This is a genomic window from Luteimonas sp. J29, from assembly GCF_000472505.1.
Taxonomy (GTDB): domain Bacteria; phylum Pseudomonadota; class Gammaproteobacteria; order Xanthomonadales; family Xanthomonadaceae; genus Luteimonas.
The window spans coordinates 70,400-93,295 of sequence record NZ_KI421430.1; the positions used below are offsets into that span (position 1 = coordinate 70,400).

A 22,896-nucleotide genomic window follows, 5' to 3' on the forward strand; every position below is an offset into this window, starting at 1 on the left:
CCGATTATGGCGCCGCTCCACCGCCGCGGGTGAAGACGCGTTCTTCGTTCTCAGCAGGGCAGCACTTCGACCACGGCGCCAGCCGGGTACTCGCGCGCGCCCTCGTCGAGCACGATCAGGGCGTCGGCATCGGCGGCTGCGCGCATCCGGTGCGAGCCATCGGCCGGATCGGGCTCGACGCGCAGCGTCCCGTCGTCCCCGCTCGACAGCCGCCCGCGCAGGAATTCCCGGCGGTCGTGGCGCTTGTGCCAGGGCGACGCCAGGCGCGCACGCACTACCCTGCGCGGCGCGCGCCCCTGCAATCCGTCGAGCAACGGCCGCGCCAGCGCCAGGAACGTCGCCAGCACCGAGACCGGGTTGCCCGGCAGGCACAGGAACAGCGCCGGCCCCAGGGTGCCGCCGTCGGCCAGCAGCGCGGGCATGCCGGGCCGCATCCGCACCTTCCAGAAGTGCAACCGGCCGCACCGCTGCAGCAGCGCCGGGAAATGGTCCTTCTCGCCCGCCGACACGCCGCCGCAGGTCAGGACCAGGTCGAAGGCCTCGCCGGCGTGCCGCAGCGCCGACTCGATCCGCGCCGGATCGTCGGGCTGGGTCGGCCAGGCGACCGGCTCCAGCCCTTCGGAACGCAGCAGGCCCATCAGGAGCTCGCGGTTGGAGTTGTAGATCTGTCCCGGGCCGAGCGGCATCCCGGGTTCGACCAGCTCGTCGCCGGTGCAGAACACGGCGACCGTGGGCGGCCGCACCACCTCGACCGTGTCGATCCCCTGCGCGGCGAGCAGCGCCAGCCGCGCCGGCACCAGCACCTGGCCGGCCGCGGCCAGCAGCGCACCCGGCTCCACGTCCTCGCCGCGCCGGCGCACGTTGCGGCCGGCGCCGGGATCGGCCAGGACGCGCACCCGGCCGTCGACGACCTCCGCGTTCTCCTTGATCAGCACCGTATCGGTGCCCGCGGGCAGCGGTGCGCCGGTGGTGATGCGCACGCATCCGCCCGGCCCGGGCGGCGGCGCCTGCGGCCCGCCCGCGAACTGTTCGCCGCGCAGCTCCAGCCAGCCATCGCCGCGCGCGACGTCCGCATGGCGCAGGGCGAAGCCGTCCATGGCCGAGTTGTCGAACGCGGGCACCGCCATCCGCGCCGTGACGTCGGCGGCGAGCACGCGGCCGTGGGCCCGCGCCAGCGCCATCGTCGCGACCGGCAGCCGGCGGGCGGCGGCGACGCCGGCGATGATGGCGCGGGCCTCGTCGTAGGCGACGCCCGACGGGAAGGCGCCGGCGCTCATGGCGCGCGCACCCGGACGCCTGCGGCGCGCAGGTCGTCGACCGTGTTGAGGTTGCCCAGGCGGACGCCGGGCAGGACCACCTCGGCCATCGCCAGCCGCGCCTGCAGCCGGTGCACGGCATGGTCGCCGGCCGCAAGCGCCTGCCCCACCGCCTCGCGCAGCGCATCGACGCGCCACAGCGCGACCAGCGGCTGCGCGCCGTCCTCGTCGCGCGCCCGCGCGCCGTTGGCCGCGCGGCCGGAGGCCAGTGCACGAAGCAGGCCGGCAGGCAGGTCCACCAGGTCCACCGGCAAGGTGAACAGCCAGGGCTGCGCGCAGGCCGAGGCCAGTGCATCCAGCGCCGCGATGGGACCGGCGCCGGGGACGCGGTCGGGGACTACCTGCAGCCCGGCGACGGCATACCGCTCGAGGTCCCGGTTCGCACTCACCAGCACCCGCGCGACCTTCGGTGCGAACGTCCGCGACAGCCGCAGCACCTGCGGCTCGCCATCGCGTTCCAGCCAGGCCTTGTCGAGCCCGCCCAGGCGCGTCGCCTGCCCGCCGCCGACCAGGCCGAGGCAGAGGCCTTCGCGCGCGATCGCCCCCGCCATCCCGCCCTCGCCTCAGCGCCCGCGCCGGACGTGCCGGATCAGGCGCTTGCGCTTGGCCTGCTGGCGCTCGGTGAGCACGTTCTTGCGGCCGCGGTACGGGTTCTCGCCCTCCTTGAACACGAACCGCACCGGCGTTCCGACCAGCTTGAAGCGCTTGCGGAAGAAGTTCTCCAGGTAGCGCGTGTAGCTGTCCGGCAAGGTCCGCAGGCGGCTGCCGTGGACGACGAAGGTCGGCGGGTTCTCGCCGCCGGGATGGGCGAAGCGCAGCTTGGGCGCGTGGCCGCGCACCGCCGGCGGCGGGCTGGCCTCGTAGGCGATCTCGAGCGTGCGCGTGACCTCGGCGGTGCTGAAGGTGCGCGTGGCCGAGGCATGGGCGCGGTGCACCGCGCGGAACAGCTCGCGCAGGCCGGATCCGTGCAGCGCGCTGATCCGCACCGCTTCGGCCCACGGCACGAAGGCCAGGCGCCGCGACAGCAGGGCCTCGGTCTGCTCGCGCTGGTAGGTGCTCAGCCCGTCCCACTTGTTGACCGCGATCACCAGCGCCCGCCCGGCGTCGAGCACCGCGCCGAGCACGCTGGCGTCCTGTTCGGTCACGCCCTCGCTGGCGTCGATCAGGATCACCGCGACCTGGCACTGCTCGATCGCCTGCAGGGTCTTGATGATCGAGAACTTCTCCACCGCCTCGTCGACCCGCGACTTGCGCCGCAGGCCGGCGGTGTCGATCAGGCGGTACTTGCGGCCGTCGCGCTCCAGGTCCACCGCGATCGAGTCGCGGGTGGTGCCGGGCACGTCGGAGGCGATCATCCGCTCCTCGCCGAGGATCCGGTTGACCAGGGTGGACTTGCCCACGTTCGGGCGGCCGATGAAGGCCACGCGGATGCGCTCGGGGTCGTCGTCCAGCGCCTCGGCGGTGCCCTGCTCCGGCAGCCGCGCCTGGACCTCGTCGAGCAGCGCGTCGATGCCCTGGCGGTGCGAGGCCGAGACCGCGAACGCGTCGGCGAAGCCGAAGCGCGCGAACTCGGCCAGCGCGACCCGGCTGTCGAGGCCGTCGACCTTGTTCACCACCAGCAGCACCGGACGCCCCGACTTGCGCAGCCAGGCCACGATCTCCTCGTCCAGCGCCGACGCGCCCTCGCGGCCGTCGACCACGAACAGCACCAGGTCGGCCTCTTCGGCCGCGGCCCGCGCCTGGCGCGCGGTCGCGCCGGCCAGGCCGGCCTGCTCGCCGGCGATGCCGCCGGTGTCCACGACCACGAACGGCCGCTGGCCCTCGGGCCGGCACACGCCGTAGTGGCGGTCGCGGGTCACGCCGGGCTCGTCGTGCACGAGGGCGTCGCGGCTGCGGGTCAACGCGTTGAACAGCGTCGACTTGCCGACGTTGGGACGTCCCACGAGGGCGACGGAAGGAAGCATGGCAGGCCGGTCGGGTTCGAAAACGGGGTCTAGCGTAACGCGCGCACGGCCCGGGGCCGCGTCGCGGCCGGGCCGCGCGTCGCGCGGAAGGTGGATCCGACGGCAGGCCGTGCGCGCGCGCGGCCGGGCCGCGGCGCGCCGGTGGACGGGACTACTGCACCCGCCAGGCGGTCAGGCCGCCGTCGACGTTCTGGACCACGAGGATGCCGTCGGCGACCACCGGCGGGCCCTTGATCGCGGCGCGCCCGGCGCGCTGGCGCGCGGCGAAGTCGCCGTTGTCCAGACGCAGCCAGTGCAGGTAGCCCTCGAAATCGCCGACCACGGCGTAGTCGCCATGCACGGCGACGCCGCTGAGGTTGCGCCGCGCCAGGCCGGGCTGCTCCCACACCGCGCCGCCGGAGCTGCGGTCCAGGCCCCAGACCGACCCGTTGCGGTCGGACACCACCACCTTGTCGATCGCCAGGCCGGGACGGCCCGGGCCACCATGCTCGCTCGCCCAGATCGGGCGGCCGCTGGGGGCGTCGAGCGCCACCGTGGACTGCTTGTAGCTGCTGGCGTAGAGCACGGTGCCGTCGAGCACCGGGGTGCCGTCGACGTCGGCCATGCGGTCGAGCTCGGTACGGCCGTCGGGCTGCGCCACCGGCAGGTCCCAGAGTTCGCGCCCGTCGGCCACCGACACCGCGGCGATGGTGCCGTCGTCGTTGCCGACGAACATCACCCCCGGGCCGAGCACCGGTGCGTCGTTGCCACGCACGGTCAGGCTCGGGAGCTCCTTGGTCCAGAACCAGCGGCGCTGGCCGTCGTTCACGTCGAACGCGGTCACGCGCCCGTCGTTGGAGCGCACGAAGACCAGCCCCTGGCCGATCACCGGCGCGGCGATCACCTCGTTGGGGACCTTGGCCTGCCAGCGCTCGGCGCCGGTCGCGGCGTCCAGCGCCACCACGTCGCCCTTGAGGCTGCCGACCACCACCAGGCCGTCGCCCGCGCCCGGCCCGCCGGTCAGGCGCAGGTCGGAGCGGTAGTGCCACAGCAGCGCGCCGGTCTGCAGGTCGAACGCGCGCACGCCGCCCTCGACCGCGGCCGCGTACACGCGCCCGTCCGCGATCGCCGGGGCCTGGCGCACGCCCAGCCGGTCTTCGCCCTTGCCGGCGTTGGCCGACCACAGCCGCGACACGGTGGCCGAGGGGGTGAAGTCCACCAGTTCGGCCGGCTCGCTGGCGCGCTTGGCGGCCGCCTTCTCGCTGTCGCCGCCGCCGAACCAGCCGCGCACGGTGCTGCAGCCGGCCAGCGCCGAAACGCAGGCGAGCACGACGAGGGAACGGCCGGCGACCAGTCGCCAGCGGGCGCGCGTCGCGGCGGACGCAGGATTGGACGACTTCATCAGGATTCGGTCCCCGCCTGGTCCGGCGTGCCGCCGGCCTGGGCCAGTTTGAGTTCGAGCAGCATGCGCTGCGGCGCGGCGACATCAAGCTTGCGCAGCGCCGCTTCGTAGTCCTTGCGCGCCTCGTCGGCGCGGCCGAGCGCGAAGTGCGCGTCGCCGCGGACCTCAAGCGCGCCCGGATCGTCGTTGCCGGCCAGCAGCGAGACCGCCTCCTCGCCCTGCCCCGCATCGACCAGCAGCCGCGCCAGGCGCTGGCGGATGACGGCCGCCAGCCCGGGGTCGTCGCTGCGCGCCGCGCGCAGCGTCGCGATGGCCGCGTCCCGGTCGCCTGCGTCGAGCTGGCCCTTGGCCAGGGCCAGCGCGGCCAACGGCGCGTAGCTGGTGTCGGCCAGCGGCGCCGCTTCCTGCTTCGCCGTCTCCAGGTCGCCCGATTCGATCGCGCGCACCATCCGGTCGTAGGTCTCGCCGATGGCCACCCGCTCCTGGTGCTGGCGCTGCATCCACCACTTGCCGCCGCCGATCAGGGCCAGGCCGAGCGCGAGCCCGCCGAGCAGCCCCAGGGCGTTTTCCTTCAGCCAGTTGCGGACTCTTTCGCCTTGTTCGTGCTCGTCGAGCAGTTCGTCCAACGCCATCGTCTAATGCCAGTGGGGTCCTGTCCGCGACCGTCGGCGGGACAAGGGGGCGATCGGGAAACGCCCGGCACGGGGCCGGGCGCACGTTCCATCGGCGGGCGCGGCGCTACTGCCTGGGCGGCGCGATGGAGCCGTCAGAGGATACCGTAAAGCGTGCGACGTTCGCGCGCTGGAACTCGGACAGATCCTGAATGCTGCCGTTGCGCCGGACTTCCACGGCATCGGCGTTGCCGATCACCACCCGGCCCACTTCGCCGCGGGCGTAGTCGCGGCGGTCGCCGGCCTTGAGCAGGCCGCGTTCGAGCACCTCGCCCTGGGCATCGAACACCTCGATCCAGCTGTCGCCGGAGAAGCGCAGGGAGAGCGCAGGCGCGTCCTGTTGCCGGGCGACGGCCTGCCGCTGCGGGATCGAGGTCATCGACGCCACCAGCGGCCGCGGGCCCTCCGCCTCGGGCGCGGGGGCGGGCGCGCGCCGCTCCGGGGCATCGGCCTGGTCCTCGAGCTGTACCAGGGCGGCATCCAGATCGATCCGGGACTCCATGTGGGTCCGGGTCGCCATCATCCACACCGGGACCGCGATCAGCGCGGTGATCACGATGTAGACCAGGCGCCCCATCAGGCGGTCGGCGGCCCGCCGCAGCGGCGGCGTATAGACCCTGGGTTCGAGCCTGGCCGGTTCGATCGGCAGCGCCGGCGACGCCGCCGGCAGCGCCTCGTCGATCTTCAGCCCGAGAAGGCGGGCGTAGCTGCGGAGCTGGCCGCGCACGAAGACCGGCGCATCGAGGCTTCCCCAGTCCTCGTTCTCCAGCGCTTCCACCACCTTCACCGGCATCTTCAGGCGCCTGGCGACCTCCGCCACCTCGAGGCCCGCGGCCTCGCGCGCCTTGCGCAGTCGCTCGCCATCGCCGGCATGGCCGGCCATCTGGTCGGAAGAGTTCATGGTGTGCTGCTTCCCCCTGGACTAGCGTTGAGTGCCTGCGGAAACTCGGTCCGGAGCCGCTCAACATAACGTCGCGCGGCAACGCTGTCGCCGAGTTTATCCTCGATTCGTGACGCCAATTCGAGTGCCGCGGCCGTGGCGGGGCCGGCCGCGAGCCGGCGCTCGGAGAACGCGCGGGCCTCGAGGTAGCGGCCCTGGCGCATGGACTCCTCCGCCATCGCCGCCAGCGCCACCACGTTCTCCGGGTCCAGCTCGAGCGCGGCGCGCAGGTCGCGTTCGACCCGATCGTGCTGTCCGGCCCGGGCCGCGCAGGCCCCGGCGTTGGCCAGCGCCCCGGCCCGGTCGCCGTAGCGCGGGTCGAGCACGGCCTGGTCGAACCACTCGAGCGATTCGGCGGCGCGGCCGTTGGCGCACAGCCACGCGCCGTAGTTGTTGTAGGTCATGCCGGACGGCGCCAGCCGGGCGGCCTCGGCATGGTGGGTCCCGGCCAGTTCGTAGCGTCCCTGCTCGGCGGCCACCAGGGCCATCATGGTGTGGGCCTCGGCCAGCTCGCGGTCCGCCTTGAGCGCGGCCTGGGCGGCGCGCTCCGCTTCCGCGAGGTCGCCGGCCGACAGGTGCCGGTCGGCGAGCGTGATCTGGCGCCGCGCCTCGGTCCGGCGCTTCGCCGCCTCGTTGTCCCGGATCCGGTAGTCCGGGGCCACCTTCTCCGCGCCCCGCCGCGAGGCGTCGGGCTTGACGAAGGTCAGCCGCGAGCACCCCGACGCGGCCAGCGCCAGCGCCGCCGCCAGCACGAGCCGCTCACGCCACCGCACCGGCACCTCCCTGCTGCAGCCGCTTGCGGAACTCGGACTGGCGCCGGGTGCGGTCCATCACCTGGCCCTTGAGCTGGCCGCAGGCGGCGTCGATGTCGTCGCCGCGGGTGCGGCGCACCGGCGCGATCCGGCCGGCGTCGTTGAGCAGCTTCTGGAACCGCCGGATCGCCGCGTCGTCCGGGCGCTCGTAGCGGGTGCCCGGGAACGGGTTGAACGGAATCAGGTTGACCTTGGCCGCGTCCTTCATCTGCAGCCGGTTGTCGAAGTCGCGCATCAGCCGGATCAGCTCGCGCGCGTGCTCGGGCTGGTCGTTGACGCCCTTCATCAGGGTGTATTCGAACGTCACCGATTCGCCGCGCTTGCGCTGCGCGTAGCGCACGCACGCCTCCATCAGCTCGGCGATGGGGTACTTCCTGTTGAGCGGCACCAGCCGGGTGCGCAGCTCGTCGTTGGGCGCATGCAGCGAGACGGCCAGCGACACGTCGCTCACCTCGGCCAGCCGGTCGATCTGCGGCACCAGGCCGGAGGTCGACAGGGTCACGCGCTTGTTGGCCAGGCCATAGCCCAGGTCGTCGCGCATCACGCTCATCGCGCGGACCACGTTGTCGAAGTTCATGAGCGGCTCGCCCATGCCCATCATCACCACGTTGGTCAGTCTGCGCTGCTTGTGGGGCACGTTGCCCAGGTGGCGCGCGGCCACCCAGACCTGGCCGATGATCTCGGCGGTCGAGAGGTTGCGGTTGAAGCCCTGGGTCGCGGTCGAGCAGAACGTGCAGTTGAGGCCGCAGCCCACCTGCGAGGACACGCACAGCGTGCCCCTGCCCTTGTCGGGGATGTACACGGTCTCGACCGCGTTGGAGCCGTCCATCGCCAGCAGCCACTTGTGGGTGCCGTCGGCGGAGGGCTTTTCGAACTGGACCTGCGGCACGCGCACCTCGGCGCGTTCGTGCAGCTTGGCGCGCAGCGCCTTGCCCAGGTCGGTCATCTGTTCGAAGTCGGTGACGTGGCGGTGGTGGATCCACTTCATCACCTGGTGCGCGCGGAAGCGCTTCTCGCCGAGTTCGTCGGCGAAGAAGCGCTCCAGGCCCTCGCGGTCGAGGTCGAGCAGGTTCTGCTTCGTGGTGGCTGCGAGGTCGCTCACGGGGCTACTGCGTGCTCAACGCGGGCAGAGCTCGGTGCTGGCGAAGAAGTACGCGATCTCCACCGCGGCGGTCTCCGGCGCGTCCGAACCGTGCACCGCGTTGGCGTCGATGCTGTCGGCGAAGTCGGCGCGGATCGTGCCCGGCGCGGCTTCCTTCGGGTTGGTCGCGCCCATCAGTTCGCGGTTCTTCGCGATCGCGCCCTCGCCTTCCAGCACCTGGATCATCACCGGGCCGCTGATCATGAACTCGACCAGCGCATTGAAGAACGGACGCTCGCGATGCACCGCATAGAAGCCTTCGGCTTCCTTGCGCGAGAGGTGCTTCATCTTCGCGGCGACCACCTTCAGGCCGGCCTTTTCGAAGCGGCTGTAGATTTCGCCGATGACGTTCTTGGCGACGGCATCGGGCTTGATGATGGAAAGGGTGCGCTCCAGCGCCATGGAAGATCTCCGGGCAGGGGCCGCTCCGCAGGGGAAGGGCCAGATTAACATGGAAAAAACCCGCGTGTGGACGCGGGTTTAGCCAACAAGGCTGCGGTAATTCTACCGGATTGTGCGGCAACGAAGCAGGCCCCGGGTTGCAACGGAAACCGTCCGGGAATACGATCCAAACAAGCGTTTGATTGAGCAGCGGCGGATGACGATCGCGGGGCGGCAGTTCTCCACCAAGGACCGGATCCTCGGCGCCGCCGAGGAACTGTTCGCCCAGCACGGCTTCTCGGGCACCTCCCTGCGCCAGGTCACGGCCCTGGCCGACGTCAACATCGCCGCGGTCAACTACCACTTCGGCAGCAAGGACAACCTCGTCCACGAGGTGTTCCGCCGGCGGATGGACGTGATGAGCCGCCAGCGCCTGGACCGGCTGCGCGCCGCGCTCGAGGCCCATCCCGGGGAGCTGGAGCCGATCCTGGCCGCCTTCGTCGAGCCTGCCCTGGACCTGGCCCTCGACCGCCACGGGCACTCCTTCATCCGCGTCATCGCGCGGGCTTACGCCGAGCACAACGAGAATCTGCGCGGTTTCCTGTCCGAGCGCTACGGGCACGTGCAGCGCGAGTTCGCCCGCGCCCTCGCCGCGTGCCTGCCGCACCTGGCCAAGGAAACCCTGTACTGGCGGCTGGACTTCCTTGGCGGCGCCCTGACCTATGCCATGGCCGATTTCGGGCTGATCAAGCGGCCCGCGGGCGTCGACGAGGCCGCCCACCGCCGCCACGCGGCGGCCGAACTGATCCGTTTCGCGGCCGCCGGATTCCAAGCCTGAGCGTTCGCGTTCCCTTTCAAACCAGATGGATACACGACATGTCTGAGAAACTGCTTGTACGCCGGGCCGCGGTCATGGGCGCCGGCGTCATGGGCGCGCAGATCGCCGCGCACCTGACCAACGCCGGCGTCGACACGGTGCTGTTCGACCTGCCCGCGAAGGAAGGCGACCCCAACGGCGTCGTGCTCAAGGCCATCGCCAACCTCGGCAAGCTCAGCCCCGCCCCGCTGGCCAGCCGTTCGCTGGCCGAGGCCATCACCCCGGCCAACTACGAGACCGGCCTGGAGCTGCTCAAGGGCTGCGACCTGGTCATCGAGGCGATCGCCGAGCGGATGGACTGGAAGCAGGACCTCTACCGCAAGGTGGCCCCGTTCGTGGCCCCGCATGCGGTCCTCGCGAGCAACACGTCCGGCTTGGGCATCAACAAGTTGGCAGAGGTTCTTCCGGAAGAATTGAGATCGCGGTTCTGCGGCGTGCACTTCTTCAACCCGCCCCGCTACATGCACCTGGCCGAGCTGATCCCGGCCCGGACCACCGACCGCGCCGTGCTCGAGGGGCTCGAGACCTTCCTGACCACGACCCTCGGCAAGGGCGTGGTCTATGCGAAGGACACCCCGAACTTCATCGGCAACCGGATCGGCGTGTTCTCGATCCTGGCCACGGCCCACCACACCGCGGAGTTCGGCCTCGGCTTCGACGAGGTCGACGCCCTGACCGGCCCGCTGATCGGCCGGCCGAAGTCGGCGACCTACCGCACCTCGGACGTGGTCGGCCTGGACACCATGGCCCACGTCATCAAGACCATGGCCGACACCCTGCCGGAAGACCCCTGGCACGCCTACTTCAAGTCGCCGGCCTGGCTCGAGGCGCTGGTCGCCAAGGGCGCGCTGGGCCAGAAGACCGGCGCCGGCGTGTTCCGCAAGGCCGGCAAGGACATCCTGGTCCTCGACCTGGAGAAGCAGGACTACCGCCCGGCCGACCGCAAGGCCGCCGACGAGGTGGTCGAGATCCTCAAGACGAAGGACCCGGCCGAGAAGTTCCGCAAGCTGCGCGAGAGCCAGCACCCGCAGGCCCGGTTCCTGTGGGCCGCGTTCCGCGACCTGTTCCACTACAGCGCCTATCACTTGGCGGACATCGCCGAGACCGCCCGCGACGTCGACCTGGCCATCCGCTGGGGCTACGGCTGGTCGCTGGGCCCGTTCGAGACCTGGCAGGCGGCGGGCTGGAAGCAGGTGGCGCAGTGGATCGCCGACGACATCGTCGCCGGCAAGGCCATGAGCAACGCGCCCCTGCCCGACTGGGTGTTCGATGGCCGCGAGGGCGTGCATGCGGCCGAGGGCAGCTACAGCCCGGTGCAGGACGCCAAGCTGCCGCGGTCGTCGCTGGCCGCCTACCGGCGCCAGCGCTTCCCGGACCCGCTGCTGGGCGAGTCGTTCGCGCAGGGCGAAACCGTGTTCGAGAACGACGGCGTGCGCCTGTGGACCGACGGCGACGACGTGGGCGTGGTCAGCTTCAAGACCAAGATGCACACCGTCTCCGACCAGGTCCTCGACGGACTGCAGGAAGCGATCGGCATCGCCGAGAAGAAGTTCGCGGGCCTGGTGATCTGGCAGCCGAAGGAGCCCTTCTCGGCCGGCGCCGACCTGGCCGGCGCGCTGGGCCTGCTCCAGGCCGGCAAGGTCGATGCCTTCGAGGCGATGGTGGCCAACTTCCAGGCCACCAGCCAGCGCATCAAGTACGCGCTGGTGCCGGTCGTGGCGGCGGTGCGCGGCATGGCCCTGGGCGGCGGCTGCGAGTTCCAGATGCACAGCGCCCGCACCGTGGCCCACCTCGAGAGCTACATCGGCCTGGTCGAGGCCGGCGTCGGCCTGCTGCCGGCCGGTGGCGGCCTGAAGGAGCTGGCGGTGCGCGCGTCCGAGGCCGCGGGCCCGGGCGGAGACGTGTTCGCCGAGCTCAAGAAGACCTTCGAGACGATCGCCATGGCCAAGGTCTCGACCTCCGCCGTGGAGGCCAGGGAGCTGGGCCTCATGCGCGCCGGCGACAAGGTCGTGTTCAACGCCTGGGAGCTGCTGCACATCGCCAGGGAGGAGGCCCGCGGCCTGGCCGAGACCGGCTACCGCCCGCCCCTGCCCGCGCGCCGCATCCGGGTCGCCGGCGACGTCGGCATCGCCACCTTCCGCATGCTGCTGGTGAACATGCTCGAGGGCCGCTTCATCAGCGAATACGACGACGAGATCGCCACCCGCATCGCCACCGTGCTGTGCGGCGGCGAGGTCGACCGCGGCGCGGTGGTGGACGAGGACTGGCTGCTGCGCCTGGAGCGCAAGCACTTCGTCGAGCTGGCCCAGCAGGACAAGACCCAGGCCCGCATCGCCCACATGCTCAAGACCGGCAAGCCGCTGCGCAACTGACCGACGACGACACAGGACACTAGACCATGAGCAAGCAGATCCAGGACGCCTACATCGTCGCCGCCACCCGCACCCCGGTCGGCAAGGCCCCGAAGGGCGTCTTCCGCAACACCCGTCCCGACGAGATGCTCGCCCACGTGCTCAAGGCCGTGGTCGCGCAGGCGCCGGGCATCGACACCAGCCGCATCGACGACGCCATCATCGGCTGCGCGATGCCCGAGGGCGAACAGGGCATGAACGTGGCCCGCATCGGCGTGCTGCTGGCCGGCCTGCCGAACACCATCGCCGCGCAGACCATCAACCGCTTCTGCTCCTCCGGCCTGCAGGCCGTGGCGCTGGCGGCCGACCAGATCCGGCTCGGCAACGCCGACCTGATGCTGGCCGGCGGCACCGAGTCGATGTCGATGGTGCCGATGATGGGCAACAAGGTCGCGCTCAGCCCGCAGGTGTTCGCGCGCGACGAGAACGTCGCCATCGCCTACGGCATGGGCATCACCGCCGAGAAGGTGGCCGAGGAGTGGAAGGTCTCGCGCGAAGACCAGGACGCCTTCGCCCTCGCCTCGCACAGGAAGGCGCTCGCGGCCCAGGCCGCCGGCGAGTTCGCCCAGGAGATCACGCCCTACGAGGTGGTCTCTCGCGTGCCCGACCTCGCCGGCAATACCGTGCGGCTGAAGAAGCTGCTGGTCGAACAGGACGAGGGCCCGCGCGCCGACACCTCGGCCGAAGGGCTGGCGAAGCTGCGCACCGTGTTCCGCAACGGCCAGTTCGGCGGCTCCGTCACCGCCGGCAACTCCTCGCAGATGAGCGACGGCGCCGGTGCGGTGCTGCTGGCTTCCGAGCAGGCGATCAAGGACTACGGCCTGACGCCGCTGGCCCGCTTCGTCAGCTTCTCGGTCGCCGGCGTGCGCCCGGAGGTGATGGGCATCGGCCCGATCGCCGCGATCCCGAAGGCGCTCAGGCAGGCAGGTTTGACCAGGGACCAGCTGGACTGGATCGAGCTCAACGAGGCCTTCGCCGCCCAGGCGCTGGCCGTGATCCGCGATTCGGAGCTGGACCCGGACAAGGTCAACCCGCTCGGCGGCGCGATCGCGCTCGGCCATCCGCTGGGCGCGACCGGCGCGATCCGCACCGCGACCATCGTCCACGGCATGCGCCGCAGGAAGCAGAAGTACGGCATGGTGACGATGTGCATCGGCACCGGCATGGGCGCGGCGGGGATCTTCGAGTCGCTCTGACCCTCCCGCCCCCCCGTCGCAGAAAAACGGCGCCCCCCGGGGCGCCGTTTGCGCTTGTCCCTGACGCGCGTCGTCCGGTCAGCCGTGTACCGGCGCATCGGGCTGCGCCTGGATCTGCTGCGAGCTTCTGGAGTCCTCCTGCGCGGCTGCAAGCAGCCTGTTTCCGCGTTCGAGCATCGCCAGCATCTCCGGCGAGGTCCCGATCGCGGCAAAGGCCAGTGACACCTCGGCCTCGTCGCCCGAACGCAGCGCGGCCGAGAGCCGGTCGATGGGCGGACACCCGAAGCAGGGCGCCTGCGCCCTGCGCTGGTTGACCGCCGGCTCGGGTTCCGCCGGCAGGCCTGGTCGGTGGTCCGGGTGATCGGGATGGCCAGGCGCCTGCTGCTGCGACGGGTGGACCTGCGGCGTGCGCCCGGACGCGACGTAGTCCAACCGGTCCACTTCGCGCGGCCGCGTCGCGGGAGCGAACCGCAGCGTGGGCGGGTCGATGTCTCCCGTCTGCCGGATCCCGTGGTCGCGCTGGAAATCCAGCAGCGCGCCCTGCATCCCGATCCGGTAGACGCCATCACGATCCAGCGGTCCGCCATCAGCCGCGCGATGCCCTTCCCCGTCCATGACGCGCTGCAGGTCGCGGATCCGCGGATCGGACGCTCCCAGCCGGAAGGTACCGTCAGCGGGCACGGGGCGTGGCTGGACGTTCGTGCGGTGGACGGCGTCCACGGGCAGCCGGCCGCTGGCCAGGTCGTCGACATAGTTGCGGAACTGCAGGTAGTAGCGCGAATCCATTTCCATGTGCACGTGGATCCGGCGCGTGTCCACGTCACTCTGGATGCCGAGCGTCTGTCCGTACTCCACCGCGTCCCCGACATCGACTTCGATATCGCTCATGTGGCGGATGCGGGCGATGACCTCCCCGCCCCGCCGATCGAGGATGTCCACCAGTCCCTCGCGATCGCGCCGCGCGCCCACGACGCCGGCAACCGGGGCCGGCACATGCACCCTGCGTCCATGGCGGGTGCCCGGATCCCGGTCGGGATGGGACAGGATGAGATCCTTCTTGATCAGTACCTGGTCCGTTGCGAGCCCGTAATCGCGGAACCGGCCCCCGACCGGCCGTGGGAACTCGATCTCCTCGATCCGACCGCCGACATAGGCGAACACGCGTCCACGCTCGCCGCCGACGATCGACCCGTCCACCATCCGCACGCCCCGGCTGTCCCCGGGATGATGCAGCACGAGGCTGTCGAACCCGGTCACCGGCTCGTTCAGCTGCGTACCCTGCCCATGGACCCGGACCGGCGAACCGTCTCGATCGCGCGGCGGTCCCAGTTGCTGGATGCGGTAGGCCGCCGGCCCGGGCGGCGTGGCGTTCTGCATGGTCATGGCCCCTCCCTGGCCGGTTGTTCGCCTGTCGGGCGCTGCACCCGGACTTGCGTTCAGTCCTCATCGTCCCTGTAGTACTGCCCTTCGTACTCGAGCAGGCGCCGGCACTCGTCGGGCCATCGGCACCCCTCGAACGGGTCCAGGGTCCAGTCCTGCGTCAGGTACCAGCAGTCGCCTCGCCAGGTGAAAGTGGTGATGCGGCCGGGCGTGTCGACGGCGTGCTGCCGGGGAGACACTTGCCGGATCTGCACTTCGGTCACCGGACGGAGGAGAGGCTTACCCTCGGGATCGACTCCGGTCCATTGCTCCCCTGCGCGCAGCCACGCACTGTCCGATACATACACACTCCGATGCGCGTCGTAGCGGTAAAGATCGTGCAACGGATGATCTTGGTCGACCGTTTCCCACTGTGGATTGGCCGGATCACCGGGTTCGGTATTGTGCTGCTCGTAGTACGGGCCCTTGACCTCGTAGGGCCGGGCGGTGAATCGGACCTGGAGGTCGCCGCTGTTGAAGAATGCGCGGATGAACTCCTCGAAGTCCTCCGAGGGACAGGTCGGCTCGACCCCCACGGGCAGCCGGATCCGTCCGGGCATCATGGGCGGCATGGCATCACTGGAGCGTGCTTCGGACTGCCCCGGGGCAGCCGGAGCCATCTGCGGGGCCTGCCGCCCGCCGGGGCCCGTCGCCGACGACGGCGACGGCGACGTCCTGCCGCTGCACGCCACGCCCGCCATCAGCGCAGCGGTGGCCCAGAGGGCCCGGGCGGCCGTGCCTGCCGCCACCGTCCTGACCACCCTGGAATCAGGTCTGCCTGTCCTGGCCTGCTTCATCCGTCACCATCCCTGTCGACGCATCGCCACGGGGATCCGTCCCCTCGCCCCGCTCTGCGCACCATCCTAAACGCATCCCGCGCCCGTGGGCGGTCGGCTCAGCTGATGTCGGTCACGCCCAGTTCGCGCAGTGCGCTGGCCATGGCCTCGCTGGCGGCTTCGCTGAGCTTCTCGTGGTCGAGCGCGAAGCGGATCGTCGCCTCGACCAGGCCAATGTGGGTACCGCAGTCGAAGCGCGTGCCGCGGAAGCGGTAGGCGTCGATCTGCTGCTCGCCCAGCAGGCTGGCGATGGCGTCGGTGAGCTGGATCTCCCCGCCGGCGCCGCGGCCGGTCTTCTCCAGATGGTCGAAGATCGCCCCGGGCAGGATGTAGCGGCCGACCACTGCCAGGGTGCTCGGCGCCTCATCGGGCCTTGGCTTCTCGACCATGCGCCGGATCGCACCGCTGCGGTCGCGGAAGTCCCCGGTCTCGACGATGCCGTAGCTGCCGGTCTGCTCGCGCGGCACGTCCTGCACCGCGATCGCGCCGACGCCGTGGGCCTCGGCGTGGTCGGCCATCTGCTTGAGCGCGCCCGGGCCGTTGCGGTTCCAGATCAGGTCGTCGGGCAGCAGCACCGCGAACGGCTCGTCGCCCACCACCGGCTTCGCGCACAGCACGGCATGGCCCAGGCCCAGGGCCTCGGCCTGGGTGACGAACACGGCACGGACGCCTTCGGGCAACACGTTGCGCACCAGCTCGAGCTGCTCGTGCTTGCCGGCCTTCTCGAGCTTCTGCTCGAGTTCGTAGGCCTTGTCGAAGTAGTCGGCCACCGCGTGCTTGTAGCGGTTGGTCACGAACACCAGGGTGTCGCAGCCGGCCTCGATCGCCTCGTCCACCGCGTACTGGATCAGCGGGCGGTCGACGATCGGCAGCATCTCCTTGGGAACGGTTTTCGTGGCAGGGAGGAACCGTGTTCCCAGTCCAGCGACCGGGAACACCGCTTTTCGGATGCGTCGGGTCATGTCTTTCTAGCCTGTCGTGCGGGGAATGCGACGACGGTGCCCGTGTCCTCGCGCTCGGCCTCCGCATCCGCGTTGCCGGGACGGAATTCGGGGAGCGTCTCGCGCAGCAGGCGCGCAAGCTCCTCGGTATCGAATGCGGCCACCGCCTCGCGCATGCGCGCGAGCGCCGGCTGGAGCTTCTCCGCGGACACCGAACGGGCCTCGGCCTGGAGGATCTTCGGGTGCACCGTCGGACGGTACCGTTCGTCGGCGTGGAACAAGGTTTCGTGGAGTTTCTCCCCGGGCCGCAGCCCGGTGTAGACGATCGCGATGTCGCGCTCGGGCTGCTTGCCCGCCAGCCGGATCATCTGCTCGGCCAGCAGCCGGATCGGTACCGGCTCGCCCATGTCCAGCGTGTACACCGCCTCGCGCGCGCCGATCGCCACCGACTGCATGATCAGCTGGCAGGCCTCGGGGATGGTCATGAAGTAGCGCGTGACCTCCGGATGGGTCACGGTCACCGGCCCGCCGCTGCGGATCTGTTCGCGGAACAGCGGCACGACGCTGCCGGCCGAATCGAGCACGTTGCCGAAGCGCACGGTTACGAAATGGGTGCCGTCGGTCTGGGCCATCGACTGGCACACCATCTCGGCCAGGCGCTTGGACGCGCCGAGCACGTTGACCGGATCGACCGCCTTGTCGGTGGAGATCAGCACGAAGGTGCCGACCCGGGCCGCGCGCGCCTCGCGCGCCACCACCTCGGTGGCCAGCACGTTGTTGCGCACCGCTTCGCGCAGCTGCCCTTCCAGCACCGGGACCTGCTTGTAGGCCGCGGCATGGAACACCGCGTCGGGGCTGGACAGGCGCAGCGCATGGCGGATCACCGCCGGATCGCCGCAGTCGCCGAGCACCGGCACGCAGCGGATCTGCGGGAAGTCGCGCCGCAGTTCCGACTCGGTCTTGATCAGCGCCAGCTCGTCGATCTCGACCAGCGCGATCGTCGACGCCCCGTGCCGGGCGCACTGCCGGCACAGCTCGGCGCCGATGGAACCGCCGGCGCCGGTCACCAGCACGCTGCGGCCGCCGAGCCATGCGCGGATCGCCTTCCAGTCCGGCGTGACCGGCTTGCGGCCGAGCAGGTCCTCGATCGCCACCTCCTTGAGTTCGCCCGGCAGCGAACGCCCTTCGAGCATGTCGTCGAGCCGCGGCACCATGCGGAACGGAAGCCCGGTGCGTTCGCAGGCGGCCACCACGCGGCGCATCGTGGCCGCGTCCACCGAGGGCATTGCGATCACCAGCAGTTGGGCCGCCGTCTCCGGCGCGATCCGGGCCACGTCCTCGACCCGCCCCAGCACCGGTACGCCCTGCAGCCGGCTGCCGCGCAGCTTGGCCGCATCGTCCAGGAAGCCGACCGGGACATACGCCCCGGTCCTGCGCAGGTCGCGCACCAGGGTTTCGCCGGCCCGCCCCGCGCCCAGGATCAGCACCCGCAGCGCGGCCTTGTCGGTGCGCGCGATCTGGTGGTCCTTCCACGCCCTGTAGACCAGCCGGGGCATGCCCAGCAGCGCGGTGAGCAGCAACGGGTACAGCAGCAGCACCGAGCGCGGCACCTGGTCGAGCCGGCGGTTGAAGACGAACAGCACCAGCATGATCGCCAGCAGGCCGACCATCGCCGCCTTCAGGATATTGACCAGGTCCGGCAGGCTCGCGAAGCGCCACACGCCGCGATACAGGCCCACCTGCCAGAACACCGCGCCCTGCGCGAGCAGGACGAGGAGGATCTCGGTCGCCTCGATCCCCGGCGCGGGACCGGCCGGCAGCATCGCGTAGCGGAAATGATGGAGCGCGGCCCAGCACATCCAGACCATGGCCAGGTCGTGGGCGACGATGGCGAGGCGAGGCGCCGCCATGCTGACCCGATCCTTCCAGTTGAGCATCTTCAGGGGTTCCTTTTCCCGACCCGGTCCGTTCGTCCGGTCCCGGCGGCGCCGCGGAGCATCGCCCATGCCAGTGCGGACACCGACAGGAACATCAACCAGACCGCGATGATAATCGCCGAAGTGCCTGAACGCAGAACGAACATCATCATCGATGCAATGGTTGCTGCTGCGGTGTAGGCGAGCGTCACCGGCACGTGCGAACCCGCCTTGCGCGCCCAGACCTGGTAGGCATGGGTCACGTGCGGCCGCCACCAGGCCTCACCCGCCAAGATGCGCGAAGCCAGCGTCAAGGACGCGTCAACGAGGAACGGCAGCAGCGGCAACGTCCACAGCAGGCGGGCATCGGGATGCACCCCCGCCGCGCCAAACGCGAACAGCGAGGCCAGCGCATAGCCGAGCGCCCCGCTGCCGACGTCGCCCAGGAAGATCCGGGCGCGCGGGAAGTTGTAGGGCAGGAAGCCGAGGATTCCCGCGGCGAGCGCCAGCCCCGCCCACCACACCGCGCCCTGCCCCGCCATCAGCGCCCAGGCGACGGCCGCCACCAGCGCCTGGGCTGCGGCGATGCCGTCGATGCCGTCCATGAAGTTCCAGACGTTGACCAGCACGAGCACGGCCGCGAACGCGACCGCGATGTCGAGCGGGCTGCCGCCGCGCGACCACAGCGCGCCTGCGAGCAGGGCGGCGGCGACCGCGTGCACCGCGAGCCGCGCCAGCGCGGACAGCGGGCGATGGTCGTCCAGCCAGCCGATCCCGGCGACCAGCGCCAGGCCCGTGCCCGCCAGCAGGCAGGCCGGCCACGCATCCGGGGCGGCGAGCGCAAGCGCGAACAGGGCCGCCAGCAGGACCAGCACGATCGAAATGCCACCACCCCGCGGCGTGGCGGCGCGGTGGCTGCGGCGCTCGCCCGGCAGGTCGATCAGCCGGCGTCGCAGCGCGTAGGCCCGGGCGGCGGCGGTGGCGCCGGCGCCCAGCGCGACGCCGGCCAGCACCCAGGCCAGGGCCAGCCCCGCCATCAGACGACCGCGTAGTTGAGCAGCGGCTTGATCGTGCCCCACTCCTTGCAGCTGGGGCATTGCCAGTGGTGGCTGCGCGCGCCGAAACCGCAGCGGTTGCAGCGGTAGCTGGGGTTGCGCACCAGCAGCTGCTCGGTGATCAGGCGCAGGTCCTGGAGGGTCCCGGCGAGGTCGGTGTTCTCGGCCAGGGTGAGGTCGATCAGCGCCGCCTCGCCGCGCACCGAGGGGCGGTCCTTGAGCTGCCGGGTCAGGTACTCGCGCGCGGCATGCACGCCGTCCTGCGCCTCGACCAGGCGGGTCAGCGCCAGCACCGGGGCGATGCCGCGGTAGTGCTCGCTCATCTCGGCCAGGAACTTGCGCGCGCCGGCCGCGTCGCCCACGCGCTCGTAGGCGGCCAGCAGCGCGGGCAGCACCTCGGGCAGGAAGTCGGTGTCGTGGCGGGCGGCGCGCTCGTAGGCGCGGATCGCGGCGGCGTCGTTGCCGGCATCGGTTTCCAGCCGCCCCTCGAGGATGCCGGCGCGCACCGAGGTCGAGTCGGCGGCGTAGGCGCGCGCGACCGCGGCCCGCGCCGCCTCGAGATTGCCGGCCAGGCGCTCGCGCTCGGCCAGCTCGCATTCGAAGTGGGCGATCAGCTTGCCCATCGGCTCGCCGGTGGCGGCCTCGTAGCGGGTCGCGTTCTCGATCGCCTTGGCCCAGTCGCGCTCGGCCTGGTAGATCCCGATCAGGTGCCTGAGCGCCTGCGGGGCGCGCTGGTCGATCCGGGCCAGGTCGGTGAACACCACCTCGGCGCGGTCGAGCAGGCCGGCCTTCATGTAGTCCTCGCCGAGCCCGAGCAGGGCCTGGACCTTCTGCTGGTCGCTCAGGTCCGGGCGCTGCGCCAGGCCCTGGTGCAGGCGGATCGCGCGGTCCACCTCGCCACGGCGGCGGAACAGGTGCCCGAGCGCGAGCTGGGTCTCGAAGGTCTCCTTGTCCAGCTCGGCGATGTGCAGGAACAGCTCGATCGCCTTGTCGGGCTGTTCGTTGAGCAGGTAGTTCAGGCCCCGGAAGTAGGTGGTCGACAGCCGGCTCACCTGGGTGTCGCTGTGGCGCTCGCCTCCCCGCCGGCCCACCACCCAGCCGCTCAGGGCGGCCAGTGGCAGCAGCAGGAAGAACCAGAACCACTCGCTGACGAATGCCATGGTTCAGACTCCCGTGTCTTGGGGGGGAAGCGGGCCCTGCCGGTCCGCGGGGCGCGCGTCGCGCAATCTTCGCCGCAGCGGGATGACCACGCCCAGCGCCAGCGCCAGGCCGCCGCACAGCGCGCCGAGCAGCAGCGCCGAAAGCAGCATCACGCCCAGGCTGGCGGCGATGCCGGTGAAACCCAGGTCCAGGACCACCACCTGCCGGTTGAGTGCCCCCACCGCGGCGCCGAGCGCCACGACCACCAGCGCGACGAGGACCCTGATCAGCCGCATGCGCGAGGCCGGCGGCCTAGTCCTCCGCCGGCAGCGGGATCACGTCCGTGACCCGCTCGCGCAGGTCCTTGCCGGGCTTGAAATGGGGCACGTACTTGCCCGGCAGCGCGACCGCGTCGCCGGTCTTGGGGTTGCGGCCCGTGCGCGGGGGCCGGAAGTGCAGCGAGAAGCTGCCGAAACCGCGGATCTCGATCCGGTCCCCCTGGGCGAGCGACGCGGCCATCATCTCCAGCAGCGACTTCACCGCGAGGTCGACGTCGTCGGCCTTCAGGTGCGCCTGGCGCTGGGTGAGGATCTCGATCAGTTCCGATTTGGTCATCGTTCGACACGCCCGTGGAAGCTGCGGGCGGCCCGGCAACGCCGGACCGCCCACCGGTCAAGCCGTCCGGCCCCGGGCGGGGCCGGACCTCCGCGGCCGAGGCCGCCGTCGCACTTACTCGGACTTGTTCTCCAGCTGCTCGCGCAGCAGCGCGCCCAGCTTGGTGGTGCCGCTGGAGGCTTCCGCCGCCGCCTTGTTGTACTCGGCGAGGGTCTCGGCCGCCTCGGCCTCGTCCTTGGCGCGGATCGACAGCTGCAGGGTGCGGCTCTTGCGGTCCTGGCCGATGTACTTGGCCTCGATCGCGTCGCCGACCTTCAGGTGCTGGCTGGCATCGTCGACGCGCACGTCGGCGATGTCGCGCGCGGCCACGTAGCCCTCCACGCCGTCGCCCAGGTCGATGACCGCACCCTTGGCGTCGACTTCCTTGACCGTGCCGCTCACCTTCGAGCCGCGCGGGTGGTTGGCCAGGAACTGGCCGTACGGATCCTGCTCGAGCTGCTTGACGCCGAGCGAGATGCGCTCGCGCTCCGGGTCCACCGCCAGCACCACCGCCTCGAGCGTGTCGCCCTTCTTGAAGTTGCGGGCCACGTCCTCGCCGGTCGAGTTCCAGCTGATGTCGGACAGGTGGATCAGGCCGTCGATGCCGCCCTCCAGGCCGATGAAGATGCCGAAGTCGGTGATCGACTTGATCTGGCCGGTGACCTTGTCGCCCTTCTTGTGGATCGCGGCGAAGGTCTCCCACGGGTTGCTGGTGACCTGCTTGATGCCCAGCGAGATGCGGCGGCGCTCCTCGTCGACGTCCAGGACCATGACCTCGATCTCGTCGCCGACCTGGACCACCTTGGACGGGTTGACGTTCTTGTTGGTCCAGTCCATCTCGGACACGTGCACCAGGCCCTCGACGCCCGGTTCGATCTCGACGAACGCGCCGTAGTCGGTGACGTTGGAGACCTTGCCGAAGACGCGGGTGTTGGGCGGGTAGCGGCGGGCGATGTTCTCCCACGGATCCTCGCCCAGCTGCTTCAGGCCCAGCGAGACGCGGTTGCGCTCGCGATCGTACTTGAGCACGCGGACCTCGAGCTCCTGGCCGACTTCCACCACCTCGGACGGATGGCGCACGCGCTTCCAGGCCATGTCGGTGATGTGCAGCAGGCCGTCGATGCCGCCCAGGTCGACGAACGCGCCGTAGTCGGTGAGGTTCTTGACCACGCCCTTGAGCACGGCGCCCTCGACCAGCTTCTCCATCAGCGCCTCGCGCTCCTCGGAGTGCTCGCTCTCGACCACGGCGCGGCGCGAGACGACCACGTTGTTGCGCTTGCGGTCGAGCTTGATGAGCTTGAACTCGAGTTCCTTGCCCTCGAGGTACACCGGGTCGCGGACCGGGCGCACGTCGACCAGCGAGCCCGGCAGGAACGCGCGGACGTCCTTGATGTCGACGGTGAAGCCGCCCTTGACCTTGCCGCTGATGCGGCCGACCACGGTCTCGTTCTTCTCGAGCGCTTCCTCCAGCTCGTCCCAGACCATGGCGCGCTTGGCCTTCTCGCGCGACAGCACGGTCTCGCCGAAGCCGTTCTCGATCGAGTCCAGCGCCACCTTGACGGTGTCGCCGACGGCGACGTCGATCTCGCCGGCGTCGTTACGGAACTGCTCGATCGGGACGATGCCCTCGGACTTCAGGCCCGCGTTGATGATCACCACGTCGGTACGCACGTCCACGACGGTACCGGTGACGATGGCGCCGGGCTTGAGCTTCGCCAGGTTGGCCTGGCTGGCTTCGAACAGTTCTGCGAATGATTCGGTCATTTGATTTACTCGGTTGATGACACAGACCGCGTGTCCATGGCGCGGGCGCCGCGGTCCACCCGTTTGTCGGCCTGCGCGGGA

The 22,896-nt window shown here is 71.0% G+C and carries 21 protein-coding genes; 3 read left to right on the forward strand and 18 right to left on the reverse strand.

Features of this window, described 5'->3' with window-relative positions; all coding sequences use genetic code 11:
• Nucleotides 1–50: 50 nt before the first annotated feature.
• The 9 genes from glp to ndk form a co-directional block, all read right to left on the reverse strand.
• A complete protein-coding gene (glp, locus tag LUTJ29_RS0115290; protein ID WP_027073259.1) occupies nt 51–1,277 on the reverse strand; it encodes a gephyrin-like molybdotransferase Glp in 1,227 nt (408 codons plus the stop codon).
• Nucleotides 1,274–1,867 (reverse strand): molybdenum cofactor guanylyltransferase, encoded by a 594-nt coding sequence (locus tag LUTJ29_RS0115295; protein ID WP_027073260.1) that lies wholly within the window; start codon nt 1,865–1,867, stop codon nt 1,274–1,276. Before LUTJ29_RS0115295 ends, glp begins: the two co-directional genes overlap by 4 nt.
• Nucleotides 1,868–1,879: 12 nt before the next feature.
• A complete protein-coding gene (der, locus tag LUTJ29_RS0115300) occupies nt 1,880–3,280 on the reverse strand; it encodes a ribosome biogenesis GTPase Der (RefSeq protein WP_027073261.1) in 1,401 nt (466 codons plus the stop codon).
• 151 nt (nt 3,281–3,431) lie between these two features.
• Nucleotides 3,432–4,661 carry an outer membrane protein assembly factor BamB gene (gene bamB / locus LUTJ29_RS0115305; RefSeq protein WP_051323086.1) on the reverse strand — a complete coding sequence of 410 codons (1,230 nt, stop codon included), beginning with the start codon at nt 4,659–4,661 and terminating at the stop codon, nt 3,432–3,434.
• Nucleotides 4,661–5,293 carry a tetratricopeptide repeat protein gene (locus tag LUTJ29_RS0115310; protein WP_027073263.1) on the reverse strand — a complete coding sequence of 211 codons (633 nt, stop codon included), beginning with the start codon at nt 5,291–5,293 and terminating at the stop codon, nt 4,661–4,663. The genes bamB and LUTJ29_RS0115310 overlap by 1 nt, the downstream gene beginning before the upstream one ends.
• A 106-nt stretch (nt 5,294–5,399) precedes the next feature.
• On the reverse strand, nt 5,400–6,233 hold the full coding sequence (locus LUTJ29_RS0115315) for a helix-turn-helix domain-containing protein (RefSeq protein WP_027073264.1): 834 nt from the start codon (nt 6,231–6,233) through the stop codon (nt 5,400–5,402).
• A complete protein-coding gene (locus LUTJ29_RS0115320; protein ID WP_051323096.1) occupies nt 6,230–7,045 on the reverse strand; it encodes a hypothetical protein in 816 nt (271 codons plus the stop codon). Before LUTJ29_RS0115320 ends, LUTJ29_RS0115315 begins: the two co-directional genes overlap by 4 nt.
• A complete protein-coding gene (gene rlmN / locus LUTJ29_RS0115325) occupies nt 7,032–8,186 on the reverse strand; it encodes a 23S rRNA (adenine(2503)-C(2))-methyltransferase RlmN (protein ID WP_027073266.1) in 1,155 nt (384 codons plus the stop codon). Before rlmN ends, LUTJ29_RS0115320 begins: the two co-directional genes overlap by 14 nt.
• Before the next feature lie 15 nt (nt 8,187–8,201).
• Entirely contained in the window at nt 8,202–8,627 is a 426-nt protein-coding gene (gene ndk / locus LUTJ29_RS0115330) for a nucleoside-diphosphate kinase (RefSeq protein WP_027073267.1), read from the reverse strand.
• Between the two features lie 196 nt (nt 8,628–8,823).
• Between ndk and LUTJ29_RS0115335 the strand changes: the two genes are divergently transcribed.
• The 3 genes from LUTJ29_RS0115335 to LUTJ29_RS0115345 are packed head-to-tail and all read left to right on the forward strand — an operon-like array spanning nt 8,824 to nt 13,090.
• Complete coding sequence (locus LUTJ29_RS0115335; protein WP_027073268.1) at nt 8,824–9,444, forward strand: TetR family transcriptional regulator; 621 nt, start codon at nt 8,824–8,826, stop codon at nt 9,442–9,444.
• Nucleotides 9,445–9,482: 38 nt separating this feature from the next.
• Nucleotides 9,483–11,855 carry a 3-hydroxyacyl-CoA dehydrogenase/enoyl-CoA hydratase family protein gene (locus LUTJ29_RS0115340; protein WP_027073269.1) on the forward strand — a complete coding sequence of 791 codons (2,373 nt, stop codon included), beginning with the start codon at nt 9,483–9,485 and terminating at the stop codon, nt 11,853–11,855.
• Between the two features lie 26 nt (nt 11,856–11,881).
• Complete coding sequence (locus tag LUTJ29_RS0115345) at nt 11,882–13,090, forward strand: acetyl-CoA C-acyltransferase (RefSeq protein ID WP_027073270.1); 1,209 nt, start codon at nt 11,882–11,884, stop codon at nt 13,088–13,090.
• Between the two features lie 78 nt (nt 13,091–13,168).
• On the opposite strand, the gene LUTJ29_RS18265 is transcribed toward LUTJ29_RS0115345, so the two are convergent.
• From LUTJ29_RS18265 to rpsA, 9 genes are all read right to left on the reverse strand, one after another.
• The gene (locus LUTJ29_RS18265; RefSeq protein WP_144774290.1) at nt 13,169–14,473 is read right to left on the reverse strand and encodes a peptidoglycan-binding protein; all 1,305 of its coding nucleotides are present in this window, start codon (nt 14,471–14,473) and stop codon (nt 13,169–13,171) included.
• A 53-nt stretch (nt 14,474–14,526) separates the two neighbouring features.
• Nucleotides 14,527–15,306 carry a hypothetical protein gene (locus LUTJ29_RS0115355; protein ID WP_043741786.1) on the reverse strand — a complete coding sequence of 260 codons (780 nt, stop codon included), beginning with the start codon at nt 15,304–15,306 and terminating at the stop codon, nt 14,527–14,529.
• A gap of 98 nt (nt 15,307–15,404) precedes the next feature.
• Nucleotides 15,405–16,307: a UTP--glucose-1-phosphate uridylyltransferase GalU gene (galU, locus tag LUTJ29_RS0115360; RefSeq protein WP_027073272.1), complete on the reverse strand. Its 903-nt coding sequence runs from the start codon at nt 16,305–16,307 to the stop codon at nt 15,405–15,407.
• The gene (locus LUTJ29_RS0115365) at nt 16,304–18,223 is read right to left on the reverse strand and encodes a nucleoside-diphosphate sugar epimerase/dehydratase (protein WP_027073273.1); all 1,920 of its coding nucleotides are present in this window, start codon (nt 18,221–18,223) and stop codon (nt 16,304–16,306) included. The genes galU and LUTJ29_RS0115365 overlap by 4 nt, the downstream gene beginning before the upstream one ends.
• A gap of 2 nt (nt 18,224–18,225) precedes the next feature.
• Nucleotides 18,226–19,239, reverse strand: a complete 1,014-nt coding sequence (locus tag LUTJ29_RS17880; RefSeq protein ID WP_051323088.1) for a hypothetical protein — start codon at nt 19,237–19,239, stop codon at nt 18,226–18,228.
• A complete protein-coding gene (gene lapB, locus LUTJ29_RS0115375; protein ID WP_027073274.1) occupies nt 19,239–20,417 on the reverse strand; it encodes a lipopolysaccharide assembly protein LapB in 1,179 nt (392 codons plus the stop codon). Before lapB ends, LUTJ29_RS17880 begins: the two co-directional genes overlap by 1 nt.
• 3 nt (nt 20,418–20,420) lie before the next feature.
• Nucleotides 20,421–20,693: a lipopolysaccharide assembly protein LapA domain-containing protein gene (locus LUTJ29_RS17885; RefSeq protein ID WP_051323089.1), complete on the reverse strand. Its 273-nt coding sequence runs from the start codon at nt 20,691–20,693 to the stop codon at nt 20,421–20,423.
• Nucleotides 20,694–20,709: 16 nt separating this feature from the next.
• Nucleotides 20,710–21,012 carry an integration host factor subunit beta gene (locus LUTJ29_RS0115385; protein ID WP_027073275.1) on the reverse strand — a complete coding sequence of 101 codons (303 nt, stop codon included), beginning with the start codon at nt 21,010–21,012 and terminating at the stop codon, nt 20,710–20,712.
• 114 nt (nt 21,013–21,126) lie between these two features.
• Nucleotides 21,127–22,815, reverse strand: coding sequence for a 30S ribosomal protein S1 (gene rpsA, locus LUTJ29_RS0115390; RefSeq protein WP_027073276.1), 1,689 nt, complete (start codon nt 22,813–22,815; stop codon nt 21,127–21,129).
• Nucleotides 22,816–22,896 lie beyond the last annotated feature (81 nt).

Coding starts and splice junctions, on each gene's coding strand:
- glp (WP_027073259.1), bottom strand. CDS start 1,277: ATGAGCGCCGGCGCCTTCCCGTCGGGCGTCGCCTACGACGAGGCCCGC.
- LUTJ29_RS0115295 (WP_027073260.1), bottom strand. CDS start 1,867: ATGGCGGGGGCGATCGCGCGCGAAGGCCTCTGCCTCGGCCTGGTCGGC.
- der (WP_027073261.1), bottom strand. CDS start 3,280: ATGCTTCCTTCCGTCGCCCTCGTGGGACGTCCCAACGTCGGCAAGTCG.
- bamB (WP_051323086.1), bottom strand. CDS start 4,661: ATGAAGTCGTCCAATCCTGCGTCCGCCGCGACGCGCGCCCGCTGGCGA.
- LUTJ29_RS0115310 (WP_027073263.1), bottom strand. CDS start 5,293: ATGGCGTTGGACGAACTGCTCGACGAGCACGAACAAGGCGAAAGAGTC.
- LUTJ29_RS0115315 (WP_027073264.1), bottom strand. CDS start 6,233: ATGAACTCTTCCGACCAGATGGCCGGCCATGCCGGCGATGGCGAGCGA.
- ndk (WP_027073267.1), bottom strand. CDS start 8,627: ATGGCGCTGGAGCGCACCCTTTCCATCATCAAGCCCGATGCCGTCGCC.
- LUTJ29_RS0115335 (WP_027073268.1), top strand. CDS start 8,824: ATGACGATCGCGGGGCGGCAGTTCTCCACCAAGGACCGGATCCTCGGC.
- LUTJ29_RS0115340 (WP_027073269.1), top strand. CDS start 9,483: ATGTCTGAGAAACTGCTTGTACGCCGGGCCGCGGTCATGGGCGCCGGC.
- LUTJ29_RS0115345 (WP_027073270.1), top strand. CDS start 11,882: ATGAGCAAGCAGATCCAGGACGCCTACATCGTCGCCGCCACCCGCACC.
- LUTJ29_RS18265 (WP_144774290.1), bottom strand. CDS start 14,473: ATGACCATGCAGAACGCCACGCCGCCCGGGCCGGCGGCCTACCGCATC.
- LUTJ29_RS0115355 (WP_043741786.1), bottom strand. CDS start 15,306: ATGAAGCAGGCCAGGACAGGCAGACCTGATTCCAGGGTGGTCAGGACG.
- galU (WP_027073272.1), bottom strand. CDS start 16,307: ATGACCCGACGCATCCGAAAAGCGGTGTTCCCGGTCGCTGGACTGGGA.
- LUTJ29_RS0115365 (WP_027073273.1), bottom strand. CDS start 18,223: ATGCTCAACTGGAAGGATCGGGTCAGCATGGCGGCGCCTCGCCTCGCC.
- LUTJ29_RS17880 (WP_051323088.1), bottom strand. CDS start 19,239: ATGGCGGGGCTGGCCCTGGCCTGGGTGCTGGCCGGCGTCGCGCTGGGC.
- lapB (WP_027073274.1), bottom strand. CDS start 20,417: ATGGCATTCGTCAGCGAGTGGTTCTGGTTCTTCCTGCTGCTGCCACTG.
- LUTJ29_RS17885 (WP_051323089.1), bottom strand. CDS start 20,693: ATGCGGCTGATCAGGGTCCTCGTCGCGCTGGTGGTCGTGGCGCTCGGC.
- LUTJ29_RS0115385 (WP_027073275.1), bottom strand. CDS start 21,012: ATGACCAAATCGGAACTGATCGAGATCCTCACCCAGCGCCAGGCGCAC.
- rpsA (WP_027073276.1), bottom strand. CDS start 22,815: ATGACCGAATCATTCGCAGAACTGTTCGAAGCCAGCCAGGCCAACCTG.